Below are 23360 nucleotides of genomic sequence, written 5' to 3' on the forward strand. Positions count from 1 at the left end.
GTGCGGCGGCAGTTGCTGGCGTTGGACGCCGCCCGGTACGGGGACCGGGAACTAGCGGCGCGGATCACCGCAGTGCCGGTGAGCGGCGGAACCGGCGTGGGGTGGGGGGTGGAGTGGGCCACTGGCGGCATGGTCGACCACCGCCTCCGGCAGGCACTCGTCGGCCACACCGACTCGGTGTGGGTGGTGGCGACGGGGGTGGTGGACGGCCGCCCGGTCGCCGTCACCGGCAGCGGCGATGAGACGGTGCGGGTGTGGGACCTGACCACCGGCCGGCCCGTCGGCGAACCCCTCACCGGCCACACCGGCCCGGTGTGTGCGGTGGCGACGGAGGTGGTGGACGGCCGCCCGGTCGCCGTCACCAGCGGCGCCGACGGAGAAGTGCGGGTGTGGGACCTGACCACCGGCCGGCCCGTCGGTGAACCCCTCACCGGCCACACCGGCCCGGTGTTGGTGGTGGCGACGGGGGTGGTGGACGGCCGCCCGGTCGCCGTCACCGGCAGCGGCGATGAGACGGTGCGGGTGCGGGACCTGACCACCGGCCGGCCCGTCGGCGAACCCCTCACCGGCCACACCGGCACAGTGTGGGCGGTGGCGACGGGGGTGGTGGACGGCCGCCCGGTCGCCGTCACCGGCAGCGGCGATGAGACGGTGCGGGTGTGGGACCTGACCACCGGCCGACCCGTCGGCGAACCCCTCACCGGCCACACCGGCACAGTGTGGGCGGTGGCGACGGAGGTGGTGGACGGCCGCCCGGTCGCCGTCACCGGCAGCGGCGATGAGACGGTGCGGGTGTGGGACCTGACCACCGGCCAGCCCGTCGGCGAACCCCTCACCGGCCACACCGGCACAGTGTGGGCGGTGGCGACGGAGGTGGTGGACGGCCGCCCGGTCGCCGTCACCGGCAGCGCCGACGGAGAAGTGCGGGTGTGGGACCTGACCACCGGCCGGCCCGTCGGTGAACCCCTCACCGGCCACACCGGCACAGTGTGGGCGGTGGCGACGGAGGTGGTGGACGGCCGCCCGGTCGCCGTCACCGGCGGAGCCGACGGAGAAGTGCGGGTGTGGGACCTGACCACCGGCCGGCCCGTCGGCGAACCCCTCACCGGCCACACCGGCCCGGTGTGGGCGGTGGCGACGGAGGTGGTGGACGGCCGCCCGGTCGCCGTCACCAGCGGCGCCGACGGAGAAGTGCGGGTGTGGGACCTGACCACCGGCCGGCAGGTCGGACCGGAGCTGGTGTTTCCTGCGGCGGTGTGGGCGGTGGCCGTTACTCCGGATGGCCGGCTGGTGGTGGGGTTCGGCTGGGAGGTTTCGGTGTTGACCCGCTGCTGACCAGGTCTCTGCCCGGTACCCGGGGTGTCTGCCACGCAGCGGCCAACGCCCGGGGCATGCTGGCGTCGGCTGTTCATGGGCGGCGGTGCGGGCGTTCGTCCCAGCGGTGGGTTGTCCAAGCCCGGCGGATCAGGCTGCGGACGGTGATGATGGTGTCGGCGAGATCGAAGAACGCATGGATGACGGTGGCCCGCCGCTCGTAGCAGCGGGCGAGGCGCTGGAAGGCGTTCTGCCAGGCGTGGGTGCGCTCCACGTGCCACCTCTGGCTTGCCTGGATGGGCGCCTTCTCGCCTTTGTGTGCGATCCGGCCGTACAGGCCGCGTTCGGTGAGCAGGGCTCGGGTTTTGCCGGAGTCGTAGCCGGCGTCGAGGTGGACGGTGATGTCCTGGGGCAGGGGTCCGAGGTCGTCCAGCAGGTCCAGGGTCGGGGCCAGGAGTGGTGAGTCGTGGCGGTTGGCTCCGGCCAGGACGCGGCCCAGTGGAATGCCGTAACCGTCCGTCATGCCGGAGCGTTTCAGGCCCTGTTTGCCGCGGTCGACCGGCGATCGCCCCGCGACCTCACCACCACCGGGGGCCTTGGTGATGCAGCCGTCCACGGCGATCCGGTCGAGGACGAGGCCGACGGTCCGGTCGTAGGAGTCGAGTGCGATCTCCTTGAACTCGGCGAAGACGCCCAGTCGTATCCACTCGACGCGGCGGCTGCGGATCGTGGTGGCCGAGCAGGTGGTGTCGGCGATCGCCTCGTAAGAACAGCCGAAACGCAGCAGTTGCAGCAGCTTTTCAAAGATGATCCGGTCGCTGATACGCCTGCCGTGGCAGCCCAGCGGATGGTCCGGCTGGTACTCCGGCCGCGCGGGCAGCAAGACCGCGAACTGGTCCCAGAGCGGTTCGGCCAGCCATAAGGGAAGCGCAGGCATGAGTCTCCTGATGATCACAGAGCGCCGCAACTCCGTGATCACCGATCATGGCTTATGGGGTGGATCAGTAGTCACTCTGGAGGGTGGGCCGGTGGCGTCGGGCCATCGGGGCAGTGCCAGCTGAAGCCGTCCCACTCGATCAGAACGAGCATGACGTGTGGAAGAGGAGTTCCCCAGGCCAGGGGCTCGCGGCCACTGCGCGACGCGGTGCCATGGGCCGGTCCGTGCACGTGGGGGACCTCTACCGCGGCCGCTCAGAGCTCCGGGCCGGGGCGTCACCTCAGTTCCATGAGGATGTCGGCGCGGGCGTAATAGTCGGCCACGGGGAGACGGTTGCGGGTGATCCTGACGAACCCGGCTTCCTTGTACAGGTGGATGGCGGGGGCCAGCTTGCTGTTCGTGCCGAGGAACAGTCGGGCCGCACCAAGTGCCTGGGCACGGTCGATCGCTGCGGCTATGAGTTGGCGGCCGATGCCGCGTCCTTGCGCGGCTGGGGCCACGGCCATCTTCGCCAGCTCGAACACGGCCTCCGGGTAAGCCAAAAGTGCGACGCACCCGACAACGGCGCCGCTGCCCTGCTCGTGCGCCAGGAGCACATCACCGCCCGGGCCCACGATGTGGCCGAACGGATCTCCGAGAACCGCCCGGTCCTCTTCCTGCAGGGTGAATAGGCGGGAGATCCACTCCTCGTTCAACGCGCGGAACGCGTGGGCATCACTTTGTGAGGCGATCGAGGAGACCACGGTGGGAGCAGAAATGTACGGCATGAGGCGGGTTTCCCTTCGGATGTAGCTTCCCGCCAGCCTCCGACCCCGCTTACCCATATGTCCAATACAAGCAGTGGCCCATATCAATAAGCTTGAACTATGGATCAGCGAATCGAGCTCCGCCACCTGCGGTACTTTCTGGCTGTGGCCGAGGAACTCCACTTCGGCCGTGCCGCCCAGCGGCTGAACATCGCTCAGCCCGCCCTGTCGCAGCAGATCAGGCAGCTCGAGAAGATCGTCGGTGTCGAGTTGTTCCGGCGCACCTCTCGAAGCGTCCGCCTCACAGACGCGGGAGCGACGTTCCAGCCACGGGCGAGGGACCTTCTGGGCCGTCTGGCGGCCGATCTCGACGAGGCCGGCCGTGTCGGGCGCGGCGAGACCGGTCGCCTGGATGTCGCCTTCATCACCTCCGCCACGGCGATCGTCAGCGAACGGCTCCGTGAATTCTCCCGCTGCCGCCCAGACGTCCAGGTCAAACTGCACGACGGCTTCACCGTCGATGTCCTGGCGGCTCTGGAGCGGGGCACGGCCGACATCGGGATCGTGCGTGATGCTGAGCAGCGAGACGACATCGACCTTTCCCTGCTGACAACGGAACGGTTTGTCGCCGTCATTCCTGCAGACCACCCCGCCGCAAAGGCTGACCGTGTGGAAGCAACCGCGCTGGCCACTGACCCGCTGATTCTGTTTCCGCGTTCAGCAGGAGCACAGGCGTTCGACGTGAACACACAGCCGTTGCGTGACGCCGGCATCGACGTCCAGGTCGCGCAAGAGTGCTCGAACTGGCACACCATCATCATGTTCGTCGCCGCTGGCCTTGGCGTCACCATCGCCCCCTACAGCGTCACGACACTGCTCCCCGCAGGCGCCCAACGTCTTGACCTCGACGGACCTCCCCCAATGAGCCGGATCTTCATGGCCACCCGTCAAGGCGACAACCGTCCCCTCGTACAAGCCTTCATCGCAGCATCTGAGTCCGTGACAGGCCGTGGCCACAACCAGATGGCGAGAACACAATGACCTGCCGAGCGAGCGCCTCCAAGTACAAGGTGCAAGCCTACTGTGCGTAACCTTATCCGCCGTCTCTGAAGCACCCGCCGCTGGTACAACAGCCCAAGCCGACGACCCTGAAACCGTGCCTATCCGCGCAGCCTCTAAGTGAGTTCGGGATCACTGTGAAGGTGCGGCCGGAGGGGCACTCGCCTCGTTGGCAACCGCTCGTGAACGGTGAGGATCCCGACGCAGGGGCGGACAAGGCGTTTCGCGCCAGTGCGTCGCGGTCCGTCGCGTCGGCTTCGTAGCCTCACCAACGCAGGAGAGCCCCCGTCGACGACGGCGGGGGCTATGTTGTGCGCTTGCTACTCGGAGGGCTTGCTCCACGGGCCGGCCGGCGGACGCTCCGGAGCTTCGTCAGAGCGGCCTGTGAACCACTCCATGTACTCCTTCAGAGTGGCGGAGCGGTCGCTCCCCATGGCCTTGGTCGCAGCTTCGAACTCCGACCAAAGTTCGCCGTCGATGCCGCGTAGCCCGCGGACTGGGTGCTTATGCATGTTGGCCATGCGACTAGCTTGCCAGGGTGGTTGACCACCTCGCAACCGCGTGTCATTCTTCAGGGGTGGTCAACCACCCGGGAGCAGCCCGGGGACACACCACAGCCCCGCGTCGACCTGGCAGAAGAGACGGGGCTGTGAACTCCCCTGAAGGAGCAGAGTCATGGTTTCACACTCCACGGTCCTCGTCGTCGGCCCCATCGCCACTGAGGTTCTGCGCGACGACCTCACCGCCTTCGCCTTCGATGTTTGCGCACAGCTTGGGCATGCCGCAGTCACCGCGACGTCGACCGATATCGACGTCCGCAACTATGCCGCAGTGGTGGTTTACGGGCCGTCGCTCTCCAGCCCGCTGTCAGTTGTCGGTACGGCGATGGTCCTGGAGGCGGAGGCGGTGCTCTACGACGTGCCGGTGATCGTCGCTCAGCCGCTTTCCCACGCCGCCCCGCGTGACGCGTGCGGACAGCTCCAGACGATCGCGACTGTGCGGACAGAGCACGGTGTGTTCTGCGCGTCGTGCTCCGGAGACGCCCCGGGGTGCATCCAGTGCTTCACGGATGAGCCCACGGCGCCGGTCTACGTCGACGGTGGTTGGGTGCCGATGTGCAGCGGGTGCGCGGACATCATGAAGGCTCTGCACCCCTCACCGTGGAACCCCACAGACAACGTGGAGCCGGTCTACGCCAGCACTTCCGCTTTCCTCCTTTCGGCGGTGACGGCATGAGCGACGAAGCGAGCGACCTACGGGAGCTTCTGGCAGCTGTCTGTGAGGCCCTGACCGCGCCTGGGGACGATCTCAACGACCGCCGACTTGTTGACCGTGCCCGGTGGGCGCGGATCATCATCCGCGGCGCACTCGATGAGGACCCAAAGGACGTCGGATGGAACGCCGGGTATCTCCGTCGCAAGATGGCGGAGGAAGAGGCCGCAAACAGGTAACAGATCGTAACGGGAAAGCCCCGCGCTAGCTTCGGCTGGAGCGGGGCTCCCGCGCGTCCGGGGCCGCTCTCGTCGACGTTCTCCGCACCCTCTCCGGGGCTGCTGGACAAAAGCCTGACACTACTGGCGGGTAACAGTGCATCGTGACCCCTCCCGGACGTTAGGTCCCAATTTGACCGGTAGCCGTTCTGTCCTGCTTTACTCCTCCATTCCGCCGACAGATTGGCCAAAAGGACAGAATCGACCCCTAAGGGCTGTCCCGTAAATGATCTTTGAGTCGCTTCGGACATGGTTGACAGGGGTGAGACCCGCTTTTCTATCCGCCAAGGGCGAGGTTGTGCATCCGGGCGATGCCGAGCATGGCGTGGTGGACGCCCTCGCCTTTGAGGCGGCAGTCGCGAAGGATCTTCCAGGTCTTCATGCGGGCGAAGACGTGCTCGACCCGGGCCCTGACCTGCTTGTGGGACTTGTTGTGCTCCTCCTTCCAGCCGGGAAGCCTCGCCTGGCCGCGCTCGCGGCGGTGCGGGATGACGAGTCCAGTGCCCGGATAGCCACCGTCCGCGATTGTGACTGTCTTGCCGACGGCGGCCTTGGCGCCGGACTCCTCCCACGCCTTGCAGTCGTTGCGGTTCCCGGCGAGCGGCCGGCCGACCACGACGACCAAGCGGGTGTCGGCGTCGATGACGACCTGGTGGTTGGTCGAGTGATGGTAGTTCTTCGACCGCTCGGCGATGCTGTGGTCCCGGGTGGGGACCAAAGTGCCGTCCACGATGAGCACGGTGTCCTTCGCGAACCGCTTGCGGGGCTGGTAGGCGAGCATCGGCCCGAGGTGGTTGATGATCCGGTCCGCCGCCGACTTCGACACCCCGAACAACAGGGCGAGCTGCCGCATGGTCAGGTTCGTTCGCCAGTAGGCCGCGACCAGCAGGGTCCGGTCCTCCAGCGGAAGGCTCCACGGCCGGCCTTTGCGGGCCGTGTCCGCCCCCGCGCGCGCCGCCGAAGGCGCGAGGGCTCAGCCCAGAGAACGGAGCTATCCAGGACGGCTCCGCCGCCGTGATCACACTAGCCACATCAAGATCATCACATCAGGGTAGGCGGAGGTCCCAGCCCAACTCTCGCAGCGGACACGACCTCTGGTCGCCTACGCCGCCCGACTCACCCGCCGGGCGACGCCCGTCGCGCGGTTGGCCAAGTGCCCCGGCCTGCGGTTCCGCGCGGGCCGGGGCACTGGCGCCGGTGGGAGGCCGGTCAGCGTTCGAGGAGAGCGATACGGATGGCTCGTTCGACGTGTGCGGCGGTGTTGGCGTGTCCTGCACCGTTGGGGTGAACCAGGGTGACGCGCGGAAGGCGTCTCGCCCGAGATCATCCACGCCGCCGGTCTACTGCTCGACTGACTCGGACCTATCAGACCCGATCGAGCTAAATGATCAGATCTTCGTGCTGCCACCTGCCAACAGCCGACACAGGCGCCGGATCGGCGAGCCGGCCGCGCGGGCGACCAGGCACCCGACACAGCTTGCAGATCATTTACGGGACAGCCCTTAGCCACGGGCGCTCGTGGCGCACTCGGATGCGGTCGGCCGGCTGGCTCTGAGCCAGAGCGGGACGGGTGCTCCGGGATCCTGGCTGCTACACCCGCAGGCGGCGTACCGTCTGAGCTGTGAGCGAGCATCTCGGAGACAAACTGTCCCGCCTCCGCCGGCTGTCGGACCTGACACAGGAAGAGCTGGCGGAGAAGTCAGGCGTGTCCGTCGACGTCATCCGGAAGCTGGAGCAGAAACGCAAGGGATCCGCACGCCTGCCGACGCTGCACGCCCTGGCCGGCGGACTAGGCGTCGAACTGACAACGCTGCTGGGAGATCCGCCCGGCGTCCCATCAGCGGGAGAGTCCGACCCGCCACAGCTGGTGGCCGTTCGGCGGGCCGTTCACCCGCTCATGTTCGCCCCTCCGCAGGAGTCTGACGGGGCGGAGGTCCTCACGCCTTCACTGCTGCGGGCCGAGATCGCTGATGCCTGGTCGTTGTATCACTCGGCCGAGTTTCCTCAGCTTCTGAACCTGCTGCCTGGAATCCTTGCTGATGCCCGTCTCACGGCGTCGCAGGGGTCTGACGGGGGGCAAGCGGCACTCGGCAAGACGTTCCAACTGGCCGGGCACCTGAGCATCCGTCTGGGCAAGCTTGACCTTGCCCTAGCCGCTCTGGAACGGGCCATAGCTGCCGCAGAAGTCTCCGGGGATCCTCTTCTCGTCCCGATGATCTGCAACTCCTTGGCGTGGGCGTACCAAAGATCCAACCGGCTGGACGACGCCAAGAGCATTGCTCTGTACGCGGCCGACGGCATGGAGCGGGACGGCCTCACTGACGACGTGTCGGGGCTGCGGGTATGGGGCGGCTTGACCATGAGCGCCGCCACCTCGTACGCCCGGCTGGACGAGTACGACGACGCTGACAAGATGATGCGCGCCGCCGAGAAGGCCGCCGAACGGCTGGCGAAAATGCCCCCCGCAGAGGGTGATGGGCGCCTCCTGTCTGTCTTCAGCAAGTCTTCCGTCCGCATCGAGCGCGTACGTCTGGCGGTGCAGCACGAGAGGCCGGAGGAAGCGCTACGTCTGGCGAAGGGTATGCGCCTTTCGAAGGACACGCCTCCCTCGTGGCGCACGTGGCTGCTGCTGGACGTCGCCCGGGCGCATACGGATCTTGGGGACGCGGATGGCGCTGTCAAGGCGCTAGAGAGCCTCCGGCGAGTCGCGCCGACGTGGATGCGACATCACACGCTTGCCGTCGCCATTGTGACGGACCTGTGGGCCCTCCCGAACCGCCCCGTGGGGCTTCGGTCTATCGCTGAGTTCCTAGGCGTCGCCGATTAGCGTCGCCGAACTATGCCGCTGCGTCCCTGTTTCGTCGTCAGGCGCGACGAAATCCTGAGGTCTCAGGCCACAGCGGAGGAGCGGACATGGCGACCATCATGAAGCAGCCCCGGAAAGTACATCTGACGGAGCCCATCTCTCCGAATCCGTATCCGGGCTGCGACGTATGCGCCGCGTTGGTCCGGCAGTGGATCGACGTCACCGAGCCGGCCTCCCCGCTGTTCGACGTGGGGCTAGCTCACCGTATTGTCGACGAGGTCAGAGACCATCGCAGTCAGGACGAGGCAGCAGCCCCCGCGCTCTGACGTCCCACAGACCCGCGCGTTAGGGGCGTCACCCCTGGCGCGCGGTGGGCGGCAGGGACCACGCTCGATGTGAGGTCGGCACGGTCCCTATCCGTCCGCTAGCCCCGCTCCTTCCCCCGTAGGAGCGGGGCTTTTTGATGCCCTTCGTCACTATACTTAGCCAATACTTCTGATGAGCAAGAACCTCTACCCGAACTGGGGACAGGACCACCGAGCGGCGGAGATACCGGAGGCGTCCTTCTTCCAGGGCCATGACGTGGTCGTGCTCCAGGAGGCGTTCGACAACTCCGCCTCCGACGCACTCGCACGGAACGCTTCCACTCAATACCCGTATCAGACACCGGTGGCGGGCCGGAGCAAGAGCGGCTGGGATGCCACGGGAGGCGCCTACTCGGCCACCACTCCGGAGGACGGTGGGGTCACCGTCCTGAGCAAGTGGCCGATCATCCGCAAGGAGCAGTACATCTACAAGGACGCCTGCGGCAGCGACTGGTGGTCCAACAAGGGCTTCGTCTACGCCGAACTGAATGTCAACGGCGCCAGGGTCCATGTGGTGGGTACCCACGCACAGTCGACCGACTCCGGATGCAAGGCCGGCGAGGCGGCGCAGATGCGCAGCCGGCAGTTCAAGCAGATCGACGCCTTCCTCGACGCGAAGAACATCCCGGCTTCCGAGCAGGTCATCGTGGCAGGCGATATGAACGTCGACTCCCGCTCCCCCGAGTACGCCTCGATGCTCGCCGATGCCGGACTGACCGGAGCCGATGCCCGCATCGGGCATGCCTACTCCTTCGACACCCAGGACAACTCGATCGCCGCCGACCGCTACCCCGACGACCCCCGCGAGGACCTCGACTACGTCCTGCACCGCGCCGGGCACGCGAAGCCGGCCGGCTGGACGAACGAGGTGATCAAGGAGCGGAGCGCGCCCTGGACCGTCTCCAGCTGGGGCACGAAGTACACGTACACGAACCTCTCCGACCACTACCCGCTGATCGCTGCCGCCCGATAGCGGATCCGAGCCCCGCACGCCCGTCGCCCCAGTCGCCCCAGTCGCCCCAGTCGCCCCACCCGAACACCGTCGGCAGACCATCGGATACGGCGAGGCGGAGTGCCGCACGCCCGGCACTCCGCCTCGCCGACCGGGCGTCGATTCCCGACCGGGCCGTCTCGACCTGGATGGCTTGGCGTATCGCGTGAGGACGCTGTTCACCGGGGCTGTTCTCATGCTCATCGAGCCGCCCGGAAACGCCAAAAGACCCCAGATGAACTGGGGTCTCAGCTGAACTGTGTCCGAGGGGGGACTTGAACCCCCACGCCCGATAAAGGGCACTAGCACCTCAAGCTAGCGCGTCTGCCATTCCGCCACCCGGACTAGGTGATCGACCCCGGTCTCCCGCGGCGACAAAGAAAACAATACCAGGGGTTTGGGGCGCCTCTCACCTGCATATTCGGTGGTCAGTGTGGTGCGGGTGGGCGCGTCCGCGGGACCCCGCGAGCATTGCGCACGGTCCGCAGTCGCGCGCGTACGCGCAGTTCACCGAACGTTCGCGGGGCGGCGTACGCGCTCGGTGGGTGCAGCCGGGCTGCCTTCGCGGGCATGAGTGATCGCGGCCGTCGACGGCCCGCCGGCGCTGTCCCCCCGCGTGAGCATCTGCGCAATACGTTCTGGTTCGCTCCGGCGGCGGGGCTGCTGTGCTCCTTCGTGTTGTGGTGGGGCGTCTCGGTGCTCGATGCGGAGATCGTCACGCACCTGAAGGACGAGCAGGCGGACGAGGAAGTCGGCGATCTCGCGGGCAGGACGAAGAGCGCGGCAAGCCTGGCGAAGAACGAAGGTGCCCACGCGATGGCCGGTGGGATCCATGGTGGCGGCCTGCATCGCCTGATGCTGAAGCGGCCGGAACGGTCGCGGGTGCGGGACATCGTCCCGAATCCACAGCCGATCAGCCGTGAAGTCGTCTGACTCGGCGCCCAGGAGCTGATCTCCGGACAGGTGGGCTCGGGCACCGTACGCTCCTGGTGACGGCCGTGGAGCGTACGGTGCCTGACGTCACCGACGGGCGTTCGCTCTCTTCCCCGGTCGTCAGGACATCGGGGTGAGGCGCGGACCGCCCCTCCGGCGGCGCCGATCGTCCTACTTGCGCAGCGCGGCCAGGTTGTCGTAGCCGATCCGCGCATGGTTCAGGGACTGCGCGGGGACGGTCGAGCTCGGTGCGTTGTCCTGCTCGACCATCGGGTTGTGGTAATTCTTCGCCCCGACACGGCGGAAGAACGTCCGGTAGTCGATGTCCCCGGTGCCGAAGGGGACCATGTCGTAGCCCTCGCCGCTGGTGGTGTTGACGACGCCGTCCTTGGCGTGGAACAGCGGGTAGCGCTTGCTGTTGCAGCGGACCAGTGCCGCCGGGTCGAAGATGTTCTCCTGCTGCGACCCGTCGTGCGCGGTGTAGGTGTGGAACTTGTACCGGGCGACGTGCGCCCAGTAGATGTCCATCTCCAGCCATACGGTCTTCGGGTCGGTGGCCTGGAGGAAGTATTCGAGCTTGCGGATGCCGGAGCTGCGGGTGGGGCGGCCCTGGGCGTCCAGCGGACCGCCGTCGAGCAGGAAGCCGTAGGCCGCGTCGTGGTTGTGGGTGTACAGCTTGATACCGGCGCCGTGAGCGATCCGTCCCAGCGTGTTCCACTTGTCGGCGGCCACGTCCCAGTCGGCACGGTACGCGCTGCCGGTGGGGTCGCCGCCGGTGCCCATGTGCTCCATGCCGAGGATGTTCGCTATTTCGAGGTGGCGCTTGAACTGGTCCAGATCGCTCTGGCTCAGCGGCCAGGACGACGGGATGAAGCCGTGGTTGCCCTGGGCGCGCAGGCCGTACTCGTCCAGCCACGAGCGCAGCAGCTTCGCGCCCTCCACCGATTCGAGGTTGCTTCCGCCGGGTGCGTTGGCGTGCTGGCCGTACCCGGCGAACTCGACCTGCCGGTAGCCGTATCGGGCCAGCTCCCTGAAGACCTCGCGGAAGCCCGAGGGAAGGTCCGTGGTGAGCGGATCCCGGCCCGTGGCGTCACGCACGGTGTACAGGATGATTCCTCGCTTCGCCGCCGGGATCAGCGCCTGGCCGACACCCTGCCCCTTGCCGGATGCGGTCTGGGCCAGGGCCGGCGACGCGCCGAAGGCGGGCGCGGCGATCGCCGCTGTCGCGGCGGCCGTGCAGGTGCTCAGAAAGCGGCGGCGGCTGACGCCGAGGCTGCGGCGCAGAGCGCCGTCCGTTCCGGATTCGTCGTTGTACGCGGTCACGGTCTCTCTCTTTCTCGAAGATGCTCGAAACGCTGTGCGCGGACCGATCTCATGCGAGGCCGGCAAGCGTGAGGAGCAAGGACTTCACCTCGGTGGCCCGGACGGGTCCGGTGAACGCGTGGGGGGTGGAGCACAGGATGAGCGGCCCTTCTTCGTCGCTCGTGGGAAGGCGGCCGTGGCTGCCGCGAATGGGTGAGGGGTCCAGCGGGACGACCGCCATGCGGTAGCGCATCCCGAGCTTCTTGCGGGCGACGGCCGCGGCGGCCTTGACCCGGACGTACGGGTCCTGGGGATCCAGGAACAGTTCGACCGGGTCGTATCCGGGCTTGCGGTGGATCTCGACGAGCTGCGCGAAGTCGGGCGCGTGCGCGTCGTCGAGCCAGTAGTAGTACGTGAACCAGGCATCCGGGTCCGCGACGGCGACCAGTTCGCCGGAGCGCGGATGGTCCAGACCGTGGGCCTTCTTGCCCTCGTCGTCGAGGAGCTGCTCGATCCCGGGGAGGTCCCGGAGGGCATCGCGCGTGGCTTCGAGGTCCTCGGGACGGCGTACGTAGACATGGGCGAGCTGGTGGTCGGCGACGGCGAAGGCACGGGAGGCCATCGGGTCGAGGTACTCCATGCCGTCCTGGGTGTGGACCTCCAGGAGGCCGGCGCGGCGCAGGGCCCGGTTGATGTCGACGGGCCGGTCGACGCGGGTGATGCCGTACTCGGAGAGGGCGACGACGGTGCGGCCTTCGCGGCGCGCGTCGTCCAGGAGGGGAGCCACGGCCCGGTCCAGGTCGGCCGCGGCCCGGTACGAGCGGGGGTCGTCGGGGCCGTAGCGCTGCAGGTCGTAGTCGAGGTGCGGGAGGTAGCACAGGGCCAGGTCGGGGTGGCGGGTGTCGAGGATGTGCCGGGTCGCGTCGATGATCCACTGCGAGGAGACGAGGTCGGCGCCGGGGCCCCAGAAGTGGAACAGGGGGAAGGTGCCGAATTTCGCGGTGAGTTCGTCGTGCAGGGCGGGCGGCCGGGTGTAGCAGTCGGGTTCCTTGCGGCCGTCCGCGTAGTACACGGGACGCGGGGTGACGGTGATGTCGGTGTCGGCGCCCATCGCGTACCACCAGCAGATGTTGGCGACGGTGTAGCCGGGGTGGGCGCGGCGGGCGGCGTCCCAGAGTTTGTCACCGGCGACCAGACCGTTGTGCTGGCGCCAGAGCAGCACGTCGCCGAGCTCGCGGAAGTACCAGCCGTTGGCGACGATCCCGTGCTCGGCGGGGGTGGTGCCGGTGAGGAAGGTGGACTGGGCGGCGCAGGTGACGGCGGGCAGCACGGTGCCGAGGGGGGCGCGGGTGCCGGACCGCCCGAGGGCCTTGAGGTGCGGCATGTGGTCGAGGAGCTGCGGGGTGAGGCCGACGACGTCGAGGACGAGGAGGGGGGTGGGTGTCGCGTGCTGCCCGGCAGCGGGCCCGGCGTGGGTCATGGGAGCTCCTTGAGACCGAGGTCGACCAGGAGGTCCCGGGCGAGGGTGAGTTCGGCGGCGATGCCGTCGGCGAGCTGGGGGCGGGTACGGGGGCGCAGTGCGGCGGGCAGCGCCTGCCAGGTGTACGTCTCGACCTCCAGGTGCCTGGTGAGGGGCCGAGCGCCGCCGACCAGTCGGGTCAGCGTGGACCGGAGCACGGGAAGGGTGGAGGTGAGCGGCGGTGCGGGGGGTGCGTGCAGGGGGACGTGGAAGTGGGCGCGCCACGGGGCTCCGTCGGGCAGGGCCCGGCCGGTGACCGCCTCGTCCAGGTCGTCGGTTCCGCGCAGTCCGGCAGCCGTGCGGGTGCGGGTCTGGTGGAGGAAGCGGGGTTCGGCGAAGGCGGCGAGCGCGGCGCGTACCTCGGGGAGGTGGGGGTGTTCGGCGTGCAGCGCGGCGGAGAGCTGTGCCTTGACGACCGGGACGTCGGCGGCACCGAGTGCGTCGACGGCGGTGTCGGGGTCCTCGAAGGAGGTCGCGAGGTGACAGGTGTCGATGCAGATGCCGATGCGCCGGTGTCCGACGGCGGTGAGCGGTGCGACGGCGTCGGCGGTGGTCTCGACCGTGCAGCCGGGCTCGGGTTCGAGGCCGATGCGGATGGACTTGCCGGTGAGCTCGGCCAGCGCGTCGAGGCGTTCCGCGAGAGTGGTGAGCGCGGTGTGTGCGAGACCGGCGGCCTCGGCGTCGGAGTCGAACGGGGTGCGCCAGGCGATCGGGAGGGTGGAGATGGTTCCTTCGGTGACGTCGTCGGGGAGCAGCCCGGCCAGGAGGCGGGCGAGGTCGGTGGTGTGGGCGAGCCGCTCCGGGTCCGTCCAGTCCGGCTTGTACACCCGGTACTTGACCTCGTCGGCGCCGAAGCCCTCGTACGGGAAGCCGTTGAGGGTGACGACCTCCAGGCCGCGGCGGTCCAGCTCGGTGCGCAGGGAGCGCAGCTGGGACGGGTCGTTGATCAGGCTGCGGGCGGCGTCCCCGGCGAGCCACAGGCCGATGCCGAGCCGGTCGCGGCCGAGGCGCTTGCGGACCGGTTCGCAGTGGTCGCGCAGTTGGGTGCGGACCCCGTCGAGTGTCTCCGCCGGGTGGACGTTGGTGCAGTACGAGAGGTGGACGGTGGAGCCGTCGGGGTGGCGGAAGCGCATGGCCTCACTCCCCGCCGCGCAGGATGGAGTTGCCCTCGTGGAGTGATTCAGGCGCGGTGATGTCGAGCTGGAGCCGGCCGCTCTGCCCGTAGAAGGCGACGGGGTTGCGCCAGAGCACCTGGTCGACGTCGTCCTCGTCGAACCCGGCGGCGAGCATCGCGTCGCCCACCTTGCGGGTCTTGAGCGGGTCGCTCCTGCCCCAGTCGGCGGCCGAGTTGACCAGGATCCTCTCGGTGCCGTGGGTCTTGAGGACCGCGATCATGCGGTCCTCGTCCATCTTGGTGTCGGGGTAGATGGAGAAGCCGGCCCAGCAGCCGCTGTCGGTGGCGTCCTTCACGGTCGTCTCGTTGAGGTGATCGAGCAGGACCCGCTCCGGGGGGAGGTGGGATTCGCGGATCACGTCGAGGGTGCGGTGCAGACCGGCGAGCTTGTCGCGGTGCGGGGTGTGCACGAGCGCGGGCAGACCGTGGTCGGCGGCGAGCTGGAGCTGGGCGGCCAGGGCGGTGTCCTCGGCCGGGGTCATGGAGTCGTAGCCGATCTCGCCGACGGCGACGACGGAGTCCTTGACGAGATAGCGCGGCAGGGCGTCCAGGACCGGGGTGCAGCGCGGATCGTTCGCCTCCTTGGGGTTGAGGGCGAGCGTGCAGTGGTGGGCGATGCCGTACTGGGCGGCGCGGAAGGGCTCCCAGCCGAGCAGGGCGTCGAAGTAGTCGAAGAAGCTGGCGGGCGAGGTTCGGGGCTGACCGAGCCAGAAGGAGGGTTCCACGAGGGCGCGGACGCCCGCGTCGAACATCGCCTGATAGTCGTCCGTGGTGCGGGAGGTCATGTGGATGTGGGGGTCGAAGATGCGCATCAGGACTCCTCCGTGGGGGCGGCAGGGCCGGGGGTGGTGAGGTCGAGAACGCGGGTGAGATCGGCGGGGACGTCGCGGTTCGCAGCAATGCGTTCGGCCGCGAAGTCGCCCAGCATGCGGGCGAGTTCGGCGTCGCCGCGGGAGCGCCGTGCCAGTTGGCCGACGGCGTCGACGGGGACGCCGGTGAAGAGGCATTTGAGAATGGCGTGGCGCCAGTTGTGCGCGTCGAGATGGACGGCGGCGTACGGTCCGACGGCCGCGGCGACGAGCCGGGTGTCATTGGTGCGCAGTGCGTCCTCGACGAGCGGGAGGGCGGTGGGGCCGAGGTCGAGCCGGTGCAGGGCGAGCAGGACGGCGCGTCGTTCGGCGGCGGTGCCCTGCTCGTACAGCCGGGTCAGGGCCGGCAGCGCGGCGCGGGCCTCGATGAGCAGGAGGACCCGTACGGAGTCGGCGTGTTGGAGTCCGCAGTGGCGGCCGGCGGCGGCGTACCGCAGTTCCCACGGCGGTACGGCGTACGGGCCGCCGGGCTGTTCGGTGCCCTCGTGGGCGGCGGCGTGCTCGGCTTCCGCGAAGGCCTCGTCGAGCCAGGCGCGTGCGGCTCCGCCGAGCTGTGCGTCGAGTTCCTCGCGGGTCAGCAGCGGGGCGGTCGTCGGGGTCATCGGCATGGCGTTGCTCCCTTCGGCGGTTTCAGCGGCTCGACGGGCTGTGCTTGCGGAGGAACTCGATCGAGGTGCGGGCGAGTTCGGGACCGGCGTGGGAGTGCCGGGGCAGCTCGACGACGGCGAGGCCGCGGTACCCGGTGTCCGGCAGGGCGTCGAGCGCTTCGAGCACGGGCGGGAAGTCGATCTCGCCCTCGCCGAACGGAAGGTGTTCATGGACGCCCCGGCGCATGTCCTCGATCTGGACGTGCCGCAGCCAGGGGGCGGCGTCGCGGACGCAGTCGACGGGCGCGGCCGGTTCGAGGCACTGGCAGTGGCCGATGTCGAGGGTGAGTCCGAGAGGCGGTGGATCTCCGCTGAGGACGCGCAGGTGGTGGAAGTCGGCGAGGGTGGCGAGGAGGTGTCCGGGTTCGGGTTCGATCGCCAGGGGGATGCCGGCGCGGTCGGCGGCGTCCAGAACGGGCGTGAGGGAGTCGGTGAGCCGCTGCCACGCGGTGTCGGGAGTGGTGTCCGGTGGGGTGATGCCGCTGAAGCAGTGCACGGCGTGGGCGCCGAGGTCGGCGGCGACGCCGACGGCGCGGACGAGCAGCCGCGTGCGGGCGGCGCGGGCCTCCGGGTCCGGGTCGAGGAGGGACGGGCCGTGTTTGCGGCGGGGGTCGAGGACGTAGCGGGCACCGGTCTCGACGGTGACGCCCAGGCCCAGCTCCCGGAGCCTGGAGGCCACCTGGCGGGTGCGGGCGGCGAGATCCGGGGCGAGGGGGTCGAGGTGCATGTGGTCGAGAGTCAGGCCGACCCCGTCGTACCCGAGATCGGCGAGGAGGCCGAGGGCGTCGTCCAGGCGGAGGTCGGTGAGCCCGTTGGTGCCGTAGCCGAAGCGGATCGTCATGTGGGGCTCACCTTCCGGGCGAGAGTGCGGGCGAGTGGGACGAGTCCCATGACGGCGAGCCCTGTTCCGGCTGCTCCGGCGCGGGCGGCCAGAGCGGCCTGGAGCGGGATCATGGCCCGGATGCCGCTGCCGACGGCGCGCCGGGTGAGCGGTGGGGACGGGTTGAGGGCGGCGTGGAGGAGGGGCCCGGCGGCGGTGCGGAGGTAGGCGCCGGTGAGGGCGGTGAGGAGGAGGCGGGGGGCGGTCGCGATGCCGGGCGTCGGCGACGGGTCCGACGGGTACGCCCTTTCCCTTCCGCCGCGCCCCGTGTCCCGGGTCGCGGCCCCGGAGCCGCGCGGTCCACGTCGCTCGCGCAGGGCCGCGGCTCCGAGTGCGGCCGTGGCCGCGAGCGCGGCCAGGGGGGTGATGGTGGATCCGCCCTGCGCCTCGTGGCGGGAGACGGCGGTGACGGCGTACGTGTGGGCCCCGAGCAGGCCGGCCGCCGGGAGCGCCCCGAGCACGGAACCACGCGCAGCGCCGCCCGCGGCGGAGGCCGGACCGGAACCGGAGGCCGGGGTCACGGCCGCACCCGAACACGATCCGGATCCCGAACGCGAGACCGGAACCGGAACCGGAAGCGAGCCGGAGGGCGGAACCCGGCCCGCGTCCGAGAGCGATTCCCGTCCCGAATCCCGTCCCCGTCCCGAATCCGCACGCGTGCCCCGGTCCGGGCCCGGCCCCGCCGTCCCCGTCGTCGCCGCCCCGGTGGCGGTGGCGCCGAGCAGCAGGTCCAGGCCTCGCGCCGCCGCCATCGCCGCCGGTCCCGCCGGGGTGTGCTTGAGGCGGAGGTCGTACGCCCAGACCGTCGCCGCCAGTCCCGTGGCAACTGCGAGGGCGGGGCGGCCCGCACGGGCGGCGAGGCCCAGGCCCGCGGCCGTCAGCGCGCCCGCCGCCGCGAGGGCCGCGCCGGGAGAGATCCGTCCCGAGGGGATCGGGCGGTACGGGCGGTCGACGGCGTCCTCGTCGCGGTCGGCCCAGTCGTTGAGCGCCATGCCCGCCTCGTACAGGCAGAGCGAGGCGCCGACGGCGAGCGCGGTACCGCGGTCGGGACGCAGGCCCGTCGCCGCCGCCCCCGCCAGCGCGTCCCCGGGGACGGTGAACAGCGCCGACACCCGCAGCAGTTCCGCCCAGGCCCGTACCGTCACTTCTCCCCCCGCAGCGTCTCGGCGAAGGCGAGCAGCGCCGTGTACTGCTCGAAGAGCGCGGCCGGCCCGCCGTCCGGGTCCTTGAAGTAGAAACCGAGCTGGGGCAGCGGGCCGGTCAGTCCCTTCTCGTGGGCTCGGGCGACCAGTCTGGCCAGGTCGAGGACCAGCGGTGCGGCCAGTGCGGAGTCGCAGCCCTGCCAGGTCGTCTGGAGGACCATGCGCGCCCCGAGGAATCCATCGAACGCGATGTGGTCCCAGGCCGTCTTCCAGTCGCCGAGTGCCGGCACGTCGTCGATGTGGACCTCGCCCTCGGGCGCGGTTCCCAGTGTGTCGGCGAGGACGCGTTCCTTGCCCGCGTTCTTGGCCGCGGCCGCATCCGGGTCGGCCAGTGCCGCTCCGTCACCTCCGCCCAGCAGGTTCGTGCCGGACCAGGCCCGTACGGGCAGGGCCCGTTGCACGAACATCGGGGCGAGCACGGAGCGCAGCAGCGTCTGGCCGGTCTTGCCGTCGCGGCCCGCGTGAGGAAGTCCGCAGTCCGCGACGGTGTCCTGAAGGGCGGGGGTGCGCAGCCCGGTGGAGGGGGTGAAGTTGATGTACGGACAGCCGGCCCGGAGCGCCGCCGCGGCGTACAGCGAGCTGGCGGGCAGCCGCCGGTCGCCGGGGGCCGGGACGGGTTCGGTGGAGGCGACATTGACCACGACCGTCCGGGCCAGGCCGTGGCGTTTTCCGAAGTCGGCGAGGTCGGCGGCGAAGGCGGTGATGAGCGCCTCGTCGCCGCGGGTGTCGCCGGGCAGCGGTCCGCCGGGCCGGATCTCGGCGTCGGCGGCGTCGAGTTCGGAGCGTACGGCGGCGGGAAGGCCGTACGGAAGGACTCCTCCGGCGGCCAGCTCCTCGGCACGTTTGGGCAGCGGGCAGCCGACGGTGTCGTGCCCTCCGAAGACCAGTGAGGTGAGGGCGGGCAGTCCACTGGCCGCGAACGGCGGGGTCTCGGTGACCATGCCTGCCGCCGGGTGGAGCCCCGCCGCGACCGCCGCGCACCCCGCCGTGGCGGTGGTGGCGACGGAGCCGCGTGCTCCGATGAACCAGACTCCGGTGCGAACGGCGGGTGCTGTCACTGGCTGCCTCCCTGGCTGGGGATCCTGGCTGGGCAGAGCGGGTGGCGCTGTGCGACGGGGGAACGGGGTGGACGAGGGGCTCGGTCTCGCGTGGTGACGGCGGGCGGGGAGGACGGACCTTCCCCGCCCGCCGTCGGCCGGGTGCATCGCCCTACCTGGAGGGCAGCTCCTTCAACTGGATGTTGCGGAAGGACACATGGTCGTCGGCACCGTGGTTCTGCAGGCCGATGTATCCGTTCTTCAGGCTCCGTACCGGATCGGTGTTGGTGAAGTCGTTGATCTTCACTCCGTTGAGGAAGACCTGGAGACGTTCGCCCTGGACCTTGATCTCGTAGCTGTTCCACTGGCCGGGCGGGCGCAGGGCCTGGTCGCGGGCCTTGATGTTCGCCGCCTTGAAGGTGTAGATCGAGCCCGTGGTGCGGTCGGGTGCGTCGGTGGCGTCGATCTGGACCTCGTAGCCGTTGTTCACCGCGGACCAGGGGTCGTCGGACTCCGGGAAGCCGACGAAGACACCGGAGTTGTCGTCGCCCTCCATCTTCCAGTCGAGCTTGAGCGAGTACGCGCCGAGCTCCTTGGCCTGGTAGGTGAGCAGACCCATGCCACCCACGGAGCGCAGTTCACCGTCGACGATGTCGAACTTCCCGGGGCCGGCCTGCTTCCACCCTTCGAGCGTCTTGCCGTTGAAGATGGACCGGTAGCCGGTGTCGGGCTTGCAGTCGGCCTTCACCTGGCCGGCCGCGTACCGCATGCCACCGAGCAGGAGTTGGCGGAAGGCCGGTTCCGCGTACGACTCCTTGGTGTGGCCGAGTCCGGTGTAGAAGGAGCGGCCGCCCTGGTAGCTCTGGCACCAGGTGATCGGGTGATCGCCCTTCATGGTGCCGCCGGTGTAGGTCGTCTCGTCGAGTGTGGCGAGGACCTTGGCCTGACCGCGCGGGTTGGTGCGGTAGTTGTACCACTCGTCGGTGCGGTTCCACTCGTCGTCGAGGTGGGCGGTCGCCGGGTGCTTGTGGTCCTCGACGCGGACGGTGGCGGGCTGGATCGCGGGGTGCGAGGAGAAGTACGCGCCGACGAGTCCGCCGTAGAACTGCCAGTCGTACTCGGTGTCCGCCGCCGCGTGGACGCCCATGTAGCCGCCGCCGTTGGCCACGTAGTTCTCGAACGCCTTCTGCTGATCGGCGCCGAGCACGTCACCGGTCGTCGACAGGAAGACGACGGCGTCGTACCGCGCCAGGTTCGCGGTGGTGAACTGGCGGGCCTCCTCCGTCGCGTCGACGGTGATGTCGCTGCCCTTGCCGAGTTCCTTCAGCGCGGCGATGCCGTCGGGGATCGCGTCATGGCGGAAGCCGGCCGTCTTCGAGAAGACCAGGACCCGCTTGGCGGTCTTGCCGGCGGTGCTGTGGGTGAGCTCGAAGTCGTCGACGTCGTACAGCGCTCCGTCGCCTCCCTTGAAGACGAGGAAGAGCTCGGTGGCCTTCTTGGGAACGTTGCGCAGCGATACGTCGACGTCCTGGAAGTTCTCCCAGCCGCCGGTCACCGGCACCGGGGTCGAGCCGAGGAGCGTACCCGTCGCCGAGCCTGCCCGGACTTCCAGGAAGCCTCCGCTGCCACCGGACGCGATGCGGGCGGTGAGCTTGTTGGAGTCGCCGAGGATGTACGGCTTGAAGGAGATCCAGTCGTCGTTGTGGATGTCGCCGACGGTCTTGCCGCCGTTGGCGGTCGTCTTGTCGTAGACCTTGATGCCCGACGAGGCGCTGAAGTGCTCGGCCTGGCGGTGCCGCGGCTGGAGCTGGGCCTGGTCGTGACCGGACAGGGGTGCCTGGCCGCCGCCTCCGCCGTCCGTGTAGGAGGCGTCGATGACCCCGAAGATGTTGGCGTTCGGGTCGTGGCCGCCGTCGACGGCGGTCTTGATCGTGCCGGAGCAGCCGTTGACGGTGGTGATGGGGTGGCCGTGGCTGTCGTGGCCGAGGACGAAGCGGACCTCGACCTTGGAGCAGTCGATCGTGCCGTCCTCGGGATCGGTGACGGTCACCTTGAACGGGATGTCGTCTCCGAAGCTGAACAGCTGCCCGTCACCGGGGAGTTTCAGCTCCACCTTCGGCGCGGTGTTGCCGACTGTGACATGGACACTCGCCGAGGCGGTCCGTCCGGTCGGGTCCTTGGCGGTGACGGTCGCCGTGTAGGTGCCGTTCTTCTTGTACGTGTAGGTGGGGTTGGCGGCGGTCGAGGTACCGCCGTCACCGAAGTTCCAGGCGTACGTCAGGGGATCGCCGTCGGGGTCGACGGTGCCCTCCGAGGAGAATTTCACCTTGAGCGGTGCCGTGCCGGAGGTCTTGTCGGACGATGCCACCGCGTTGGGAGAGCGCCCGCCGGTGGCGTTCTCGATGCGGTAGAGGGCGGAGTTCGCGTCGCCGCCGAACCAGCTGGTGCCGTAGTCGAGTACGTACAGCGCCCCGTCGGGTCCGAAGGCCATGTCCATCACCTGGGTCCCGGTCCACGGGACGGGGTTGATGGACCGGACGGTGCCGTCGGCGTCGTGCTCGATGGCCTTGATCCAGCGCCGGCCGAACTCTCCGGCGAAGAACTGCCCGTCGTAGGACTCGGGGAACTTCACGGGCGAGTCGAGGTCGGCGTCGTAGTGGTAGACGGGTCCGCCCATCGGCGACTCGGATCCGGTGCCGAACTCGGGTACGGATCCGCCGTCGTAGGGAATCCAGGCGGGCTGGGCGGGCGGGAGGTCGACGAGACCGGTGTTGTGCGGAGAGGTGTTCTTCGGGGCGGCGCAGTCGAAGGACGCGCCGGACGTCTTCGTCGCGAAGTCGTAGTCGACGTACGCGTCGTTGTTCCCGGTGCAGAACGGCCAGCCGAAGTTGCCCGGCTCGGTCACCCGGGCGAACTCGACCTGGCCCGACGGGCCTCGCTTGGGATCGGCCGCGCCCGCGTCGGGCCCGTAGTCGCCGACGTAGAGGATGCCGGTGGCCTTGTCGACGGAGAAGCGGAACGGGTTGCGGAAGCCCATCGCATAGATCTCGGGGCGGGTCTTGTCCGTACCGGGTGCGAAGAGGTTCCCGTCGGGGATGGTGTACGAGCCGTCGTCGGCGACCTTGATCCGGAGGATCTTGCCGCGCAGGTCGTTGGTGTTGCCCGCGCTGCGCCGGGCGTCGAACGCCGGGTTGCGGTCGGGGCGCTGGTCGATCGGGGTGTAGCCGTCGGAGGCGAACGGGTTGGTGTCGTCACCGGTCGACAGGTACAGGTTGCCCTGGGCGTCGAAGTCGATGTCGCCGCCGACGTGGCAGCACATGCCGCGCGAGGTCGGGATGTCGAGGATCTTCTTCTCGCTGGCGTTGTCGAGAGTGCCGTCGTCCTTCAGGACGAAGCGCGACAGGCGGTTCACGCCGTCGAACTTGGCGAAGTCGGCGGCCGTGCCGTTCTCGGGGGCGTCTCCGGAGGGGGTGTCCAGCGGGGGCGCGTAGTAGAGGTAGATGGCCCGGTTCTTGCTGAAGTCGGGGTCGATGGCGACGCCCTGGAGCCCCTCCTCGTCGTGCGAGTACACGGGGACGGCCCCCACCACGCGGGTGTTCCCGCCGCTGTCGGTGAGACGCAGCTCGCCGGTGCGCGAGGTGTGCAGCACGCTGCGGTCGGGAAGGACGGCGAGGGTCATGGGCTCGCCGGTCTCGGCTGCGCCCTTGGCGAGGGTGACCTGCTGGAATTCCTCCGCCGCCGCGTCGGCGGCGGCCGGCGAGGACGGTCCCGTCGCGGCCGCTCCGGGCGAGGCGCCCAGAGCGAGGGTTGCCGCCGCGAGCAGGCCGCCGGTGAGCAGCGCGAGGGATTTGCGGGCGCGGAGCCGCGTTCGGTTCCTGCTTCTGGTTCTTGTTCTGTGCACGAGTGTCCTCCGGAGAGTGCCGGTTGTACGGGCGGGTGCTGCCGTGCCGTTCTGCGCGGGGACTGCCGCGCAGGTCATATGGGGCCGATGGGGCGCCTGTGACCCAGGTCATGTCATGTACACGCTGTGGACGGTAGACCTGTTCGTCCGGGACGGAAAGCCCTTGCGCAACGGTCGTGTCGAACTTT

General features: G+C 69.5%; 18 protein-coding genes, 1 tRNA gene and 2 pseudogenes. 8 read left to right on the forward strand and 13 right to left on the reverse strand.

What is annotated here, in order from left to right; all coding sequences use genetic code 11:
• Window positions 1–1335: WD40 repeat domain-containing protein (locus ACIOHC_RS32445; protein WP_401845092.1), on the forward strand; the 1335-nt coding region annotated here is incomplete at its 5' end.
• A gap of 73 nt (window positions 1336–1408) precedes the next feature.
• On the opposite strand, the gene ACIOHC_RS32450 is transcribed toward ACIOHC_RS32445, so the two are convergent.
• Window positions 1409–2251: an IS5 family transposase gene (locus ACIOHC_RS32450; RefSeq protein ID WP_401845094.1), complete on the reverse strand. Its 843-nt coding sequence runs from the start codon at window positions 2249–2251 to the stop codon at window positions 1409–1411.
• A 275-nt stretch (window positions 2252–2526) separates the two neighbouring features.
• Window positions 2527–3018 (reverse strand): GNAT family N-acetyltransferase, encoded by a 492-nt coding sequence (locus tag ACIOHC_RS32455; protein WP_401845096.1) that lies wholly within the window; start codon window positions 3016–3018, stop codon window positions 2527–2529.
• Window positions 3019–3117: 99 nt separating this feature from the next.
• Here ACIOHC_RS32455 and ACIOHC_RS32460 point away from each other — a divergent pair, with 99 nt between their 5' ends.
• From ACIOHC_RS32460 to ACIOHC_RS32470, 3 genes are all read left to right on the forward strand, one after another.
• A complete protein-coding gene (locus tag ACIOHC_RS32460) occupies window positions 3118–4038 on the forward strand; it encodes a LysR family transcriptional regulator (RefSeq protein WP_401845097.1) in 921 nt (306 codons plus the stop codon).
• A 693-nt stretch (window positions 4039–4731) separates the two neighbouring features.
• A complete protein-coding gene (locus tag ACIOHC_RS32465) occupies window positions 4732–5292 on the forward strand; it encodes a hypothetical protein (RefSeq protein ID WP_401845099.1) in 561 nt (186 codons plus the stop codon).
• Window positions 5289–5507: a hypothetical protein gene (locus ACIOHC_RS32470; RefSeq protein WP_401845101.1), complete on the forward strand. Its 219-nt coding sequence runs from the start codon at window positions 5289–5291 to the stop codon at window positions 5505–5507. The genes ACIOHC_RS32465 and ACIOHC_RS32470 overlap by 4 nt, the downstream gene beginning before the upstream one ends.
• A 316-nt stretch (window positions 5508–5823) precedes the next feature.
• On the opposite strand, the pseudogene ACIOHC_RS32475 reads toward ACIOHC_RS32470, so the two are convergent.
• Window positions 5824–6577, reverse strand: a pseudogene (locus ACIOHC_RS32475) (transposase).
• A 590-nt stretch (window positions 6578–7167) separates the two neighbouring features.
• Here ACIOHC_RS32475 and ACIOHC_RS32480 point away from each other — a divergent pair.
• The 3 genes and pseudogenes from ACIOHC_RS32480 to sph form a co-directional block, all read left to right on the forward strand.
• Window positions 7168–8373, forward strand: a complete 1206-nt coding sequence (locus ACIOHC_RS32480) for a helix-turn-helix domain-containing protein (RefSeq protein WP_401845103.1) — start codon at window positions 7168–7170, stop codon at window positions 8371–8373.
• Between the two features lie 86 nt (window positions 8374–8459).
• Window positions 8460–8678: a hypothetical protein gene (locus tag ACIOHC_RS32485; RefSeq protein ID WP_351083071.1), complete on the forward strand. Its 219-nt coding sequence runs from the start codon at window positions 8460–8462 to the stop codon at window positions 8676–8678.
• A 169-nt stretch (window positions 8679–8847) separates the two neighbouring features.
• A pseudogene (gene sph / locus ACIOHC_RS32490) lies at window positions 8848–9690 on the forward strand (sphingomyelin phosphodiesterase); the annotation flags it as partial.
• Window positions 9691–9968: 278 nt separating this feature from the next.
• On the opposite strand, the gene ACIOHC_RS32495 reads toward sph, so the two are convergent.
• A tRNA-Leu gene (locus ACIOHC_RS32495) sits at window positions 9969–10053 on the reverse strand.
• 225 nt (window positions 10054–10278) lie between these two features.
• Between ACIOHC_RS32495 and ACIOHC_RS32500 the strand changes: the two genes are divergently transcribed.
• Window positions 10279–10641: a hypothetical protein gene (locus ACIOHC_RS32500; RefSeq protein WP_351083070.1), complete on the forward strand. Its 363-nt coding sequence runs from the start codon at window positions 10279–10281 to the stop codon at window positions 10639–10641.
• 171 nt (window positions 10642–10812) lie between these two features.
• Here ACIOHC_RS32500 and ACIOHC_RS32505 read toward each other — a convergent pair whose 3' ends face one another.
• The 9 genes from ACIOHC_RS32505 to ACIOHC_RS32545 all read right to left on the reverse strand — a co-directional run bounded on the left by ACIOHC_RS32505 (window position 10813) and on the right by ACIOHC_RS32545 (window position 23172).
• Window positions 10813–11964: a sugar phosphate isomerase/epimerase family protein gene (locus ACIOHC_RS32505; protein WP_351083068.1), complete on the reverse strand. Its 1152-nt coding sequence runs from the start codon at window positions 11962–11964 to the stop codon at window positions 10813–10815.
• A 49-nt stretch (window positions 11965–12013) separates the two neighbouring features.
• The gene (locus ACIOHC_RS32510; RefSeq protein WP_351083066.1) at window positions 12014–13423 is read right to left on the reverse strand and encodes a nucleotide pyrophosphatase/phosphodiesterase family protein; all 1410 of its coding nucleotides are present in this window, start codon (window positions 13421–13423) and stop codon (window positions 12014–12016) included.
• On the reverse strand, window positions 13420–14595 hold the full coding sequence (eboE, locus tag ACIOHC_RS32515) for a metabolite traffic protein EboE (protein ID WP_351083064.1): 1176 nt from the start codon (window positions 14593–14595) through the stop codon (window positions 13420–13422). The genes ACIOHC_RS32510 and eboE overlap by 4 nt, the downstream gene beginning before the upstream one ends.
• Window positions 14596–14599: 4 nt before the next feature.
• A complete protein-coding gene (locus ACIOHC_RS32520; protein ID WP_365694355.1) occupies window positions 14600–15448 on the reverse strand; it encodes a TatD family hydrolase in 849 nt (282 codons plus the stop codon).
• A complete protein-coding gene (locus ACIOHC_RS32525) occupies window positions 15448–16113 on the reverse strand; it encodes an EboA domain-containing protein (protein ID WP_351083060.1) in 666 nt (221 codons plus the stop codon). Before ACIOHC_RS32525 ends, ACIOHC_RS32520 begins: the two co-directional genes overlap by 1 nt.
• Window positions 16114–16135: 22 nt before the next feature.
• Window positions 16136–16993 carry a sugar phosphate isomerase/epimerase family protein gene (locus ACIOHC_RS32530; RefSeq protein ID WP_351083058.1) on the reverse strand — a complete coding sequence of 286 codons (858 nt, stop codon included), beginning with the start codon at window positions 16991–16993 and terminating at the stop codon, window positions 16136–16138.
• Complete coding sequence (locus ACIOHC_RS32535; protein ID WP_401845107.1) at window positions 16990–18177, reverse strand: SCO3242 family prenyltransferase; 1188 nt, start codon at window positions 18175–18177, stop codon at window positions 16990–16992. The genes ACIOHC_RS32530 and ACIOHC_RS32535 overlap by 4 nt, the downstream gene beginning before the upstream one ends.
• Window positions 18174–19292, reverse strand: coding sequence for an inositol-3-phosphate synthase (locus ACIOHC_RS32540; RefSeq protein WP_351083053.1), 1119 nt, complete (start codon window positions 19290–19292; stop codon window positions 18174–18176). Before ACIOHC_RS32540 ends, ACIOHC_RS32535 begins: the two co-directional genes overlap by 4 nt.
• Window positions 19293–19443: 151 nt before the next feature.
• Window positions 19444–23172 carry a ThuA domain-containing protein gene (locus tag ACIOHC_RS32545; RefSeq protein ID WP_389638324.1) on the reverse strand — a complete coding sequence of 1243 codons (3729 nt, stop codon included), beginning with the start codon at window positions 23170–23172 and terminating at the stop codon, window positions 19444–19446.
• Window positions 23173–23360: the final 188 nt, after the last annotated feature.

The organism is Streptomyces sp. NPDC088252 (assembly GCF_044740965.1).
In the GTDB taxonomy this organism is placed as follows: domain Bacteria; phylum Actinomycetota; class Actinomycetes; order Streptomycetales; family Streptomycetaceae; genus Streptomyces.

Excerpts from the sequence above, each read along its gene's own strand:
- ACIOHC_RS32530 (WP_351083058.1), bottom strand. The coding sequence starts at position 16,993 with ATGACGATCCGCTTCGGCTACGGCACCAACGGGCTCACCGACCTCCGC.
- eboE (WP_351083064.1), bottom strand. The coding sequence starts at position 14,595 with ATGCGCTTCCGCCACCCCGACGGCTCCACCGTCCACCTCTCGTACTGC.
- ACIOHC_RS32450 (WP_401845094.1), bottom strand. The coding sequence starts at position 2,251 with ATGCCTGCGCTTCCCTTATGGCTGGCCGAACCGCTCTGGGACCAGTTC.
- ACIOHC_RS32520 (WP_365694355.1), bottom strand. The coding sequence starts at position 15,448 with ATGCGCATCTTCGACCCCCACATCCACATGACCTCCCGCACCACGGAC.
- ACIOHC_RS32485 (WP_351083071.1), top strand. The coding sequence starts at position 8,460 with ATGGCGACCATCATGAAGCAGCCCCGGAAAGTACATCTGACGGAGCCC.
- ACIOHC_RS32510 (WP_351083066.1), bottom strand. The coding sequence starts at position 13,423 with ATGACCCACGCCGGGCCCGCTGCCGGGCAGCACGCGACACCCACCCCC.
- ACIOHC_RS32465 (WP_401845099.1), top strand. The coding sequence starts at position 4,732 with ATGGTTTCACACTCCACGGTCCTCGTCGTCGGCCCCATCGCCACTGAG.
- ACIOHC_RS32525 (WP_351083060.1), bottom strand. The coding sequence starts at position 16,113 with ATGCCGATGACCCCGACGACCGCCCCGCTGCTGACCCGCGAGGAACTC.
- ACIOHC_RS32460 (WP_401845097.1), top strand. The coding sequence starts at position 3,118 with ATGGATCAGCGAATCGAGCTCCGCCACCTGCGGTACTTTCTGGCTGTG.
- ACIOHC_RS32500 (WP_351083070.1), top strand. The coding sequence starts at position 10,279 with ATGAGTGATCGCGGCCGTCGACGGCCCGCCGGCGCTGTCCCCCCGCGT.
- ACIOHC_RS32470 (WP_401845101.1), top strand. The coding sequence starts at position 5,289 with ATGAGCGACGAAGCGAGCGACCTACGGGAGCTTCTGGCAGCTGTCTGT.
- ACIOHC_RS32455 (WP_401845096.1), bottom strand. The coding sequence starts at position 3,018 with ATGCCGTACATTTCTGCTCCCACCGTGGTCTCCTCGATCGCCTCACAA.